The following is a 2,664-nucleotide window of genomic DNA, read 5'->3' on the forward strand; positions in this document are numbered from 1 at the left end:
GGGGGGCGCCCGGCGTCCCGCGCGAGCCATCCGTTCCCGCTGGATGCCGTCGCTCCTGGCAGGCATCACGCGCCTGGCCGGCATCGCGCTCCTCGCCGCGTGCGGTCCGCCCGGTGCCGCGTCGCGGGGCGCCGGGCCCGATCCCGCGCCCGGCTATCGGCTCGTCCCGCCGCTTTCGGCGGAGGCGCAGGCGCGCGCGGACAGCGCCGTCCGCATCATCGAGCAGATGCCGGCAGATGTGTGGCAGGCGCGCACCTTTCGCGGCAGCAACGGCGTGGAGATGCCGTATCGGCTCCTGGCGCCGGAGAACGCGCGGCCGGGCGAGCGCTATCCGCTCGTGGTCGTCTTTCACGGCTCGGGCGAGATGGGCACGGACAACGCCAGGCAGCTGGACCGGTTCCCCAGGGCGTGGGCGCGCCCGGAGATCCGCCGCGCGTACCCGGCGTACGTGCTGGCACCGCAGATGCCCGAGCGCAGCGCCAACTACACGGCGCCGCCGGACTCCGCGCGGCGCGCAAGCACACCGGGCCGGCCGCTCTTCACGGCGCTGGAGCTGGTGGACCGCCTGCGCCAGGAGCTGCCGATCGATCCGTCGCGCGTGTACGCCATCGGCTTTTCCATGGGCGGGTCCACGACGTTCCAGGCCGTGGCGCACCGGCCGGACCTGTTCGCGGCGGCCATCCCCATCGCGGGCGTGCCGGACCCGGCGCAGGCGGAGCGGACGGCGCGCACGCCGCTGTGGATCATCCACGGAAACAGCGACGAGGCCAATCCCATCGGCCCCGACCGCGCGTTTTTGCCCGTGCTGGCGGCCGTGCCGGGCGCGCGCGTGACGTTCTGGGAGTACGACGCGGGCGAGCACCGCGTGCCCGTGGACCTGCTGACGACCGACGCGTTCGCCCGCTGGCTGTGGGCGCACCGCAAGACCCATCCGCGGCCGTAAGGCCCGACCATTACGACAGATCCGCAGATTGGCAGGATGACAGACGAAGACGAGTACGATCCCTTTCGCAGCTTCCAGACGCGTAACGCCGTCCTGCGACGGGGCGGCTACGCCACGCTGCTCACGCTGGCCGGGGGCGGGATGAGCAGCTGGGAGGGGCTGGCCCTGACCCGCTGGTCCGCCGACCGCACGCGCGACGCGGAGGGCCTCTTCATCTGGCTGGACAACTGGCGCGGGTCGGACGAGCTGTCCGCCGGCGCGCAGCCCATGCGGGAGGGCATCCACGGGTACGACCCGGCGCTTCCCGCGTTCAACCGCACGGGCAAGGAGATCCACGTCCACGTCCAGGTGCGGCTGGCCCCGGAGGGCGACGCGGAGCTGCGCAGGGTGCGCGTCAACAACTTTCACCACGACGACCGGCGGGTGTACGCTACCACGTACGCCGAGCTGGCGCTGAACACGCCCACCGGCGACGCCGCGCATCCCGCGTTCAGCAAGCTGTTCGTGCAGACGGAGTGGGATGCCGAACGCGAGGCGCTGCTCGCGTCCCGCCGGCTGCGCAGCCCCGACGACGCGCCGCTCTGGGCCGTGCACGCCGTGCGGGTGCCGGAGAACGAGTACCGGGTGCGCCCGGTGCAGTACGAGACCGACCGGTCCCGCTTCGTGGGCCGGGGGCATTCCCTCGCGGACCCGCGGGCCGTGCTGCCCACGGGACAGCTCTCCAGCACGGTGGGCAACGTGCTGGACCCCGTGTTCAGCATCCGCCAGCAGATCGATGTCCCGGCGGAGGACGTGACCGAGTTCGTGGTGATCTTGGGCGCGGGACGCACGCGGGAGCAGGCGCGGGCCATCGCCGACCGGTACGCCACGCTGGAGCTGGCCCTGGCCGCGTTCGAAGCCGCCGGTGAGGCGGACGAGGTGTGGCTGGACGACGACGGCGGGGAGGAGGAGCGGGCCGCCGCCGTGGCCGTACCCGCGTCGTGGATGCGCAACGCGCACGGGCTGGGCGCGCTGTCCCTCATGGGGATGCCCCCGGAAGAGGAGGAGGGGGCGGAGAACTGGTACGACAGGGTCCCTGACCTGTACCAGGAGGCGTGGCTCCCCACCCGCGACGATCCGGCCCCGTTCCCGGAGGCGCTGCACTTCTTCAACGGGTTCGGCGGGTTTTCCCAGGACGGGCGCGAGTACGTGATCCGGCTGCCGGGATGGCGCTACCCGCCGGTGCGGCCGCCCCTGCCGTGGACCAACGTCATCGCCAACGAGGAGGCCGGCTTTCTCGTCTCCGAGAGCGGCGCCGCCAGCACGTGGGCGGCCAACAGCCGCGAGAACCGGCTGACGCCCTGGAGCAACGATCCCGTCAGCGACCCGCACGGCGAGGCGCTGCACCTGCGCGACGAGGAGGGAGAAAAGCGCTTCTGGTCCCCCACGCCGGGCCCGAACCCCGGCTACGGCTGGTACGAGGTGCGCCACGGGTTTGGCTACACGCGGTTCCTGCACACCAGCCTGGAGCTGCGGCAGGAGACCACGATGTTCGTGCCGCGGCGCGGGCCCGTGAAGGTCGTCCGCCTGCGCGTGACCAACGAGGGGCATCAGACGCGGCGCCTGTCCGCGTTCAGCTATGCGCACCTGGTGCTGGGCGGGCTGCCGCAGGAAACGGTGGAGAACGTCGTTACGCGCTGGGACGACGCGGCGGGGGCCATCTTCGCCACCAACCGCCGGCG

1 protein-coding gene and 1 pseudogene are annotated in these 2,664 nt (G+C 72.7%); both read left to right on the forward strand.

Annotated elements, in window-relative coordinates; genetic code table 11:
• The coding region (locus VFZ20_RS24970; RefSeq protein ID WP_329686680.1) for an alpha/beta hydrolase-fold protein at positions 1–943 on the forward strand (943 nt) is incomplete at its 5' end.
• Between the two features lie 36 nt (positions 944–979).
• Positions 980–2,664: pseudogene (locus VFZ20_RS24975) on the forward strand (hypothetical protein); the annotation flags it as partial.

The organism is Longimicrobium sp. (assembly GCF_036280135.1).
Classification (GTDB): Bacteria; Gemmatimonadota; Gemmatimonadetes; order Longimicrobiales; family Longimicrobiaceae; genus Longimicrobium.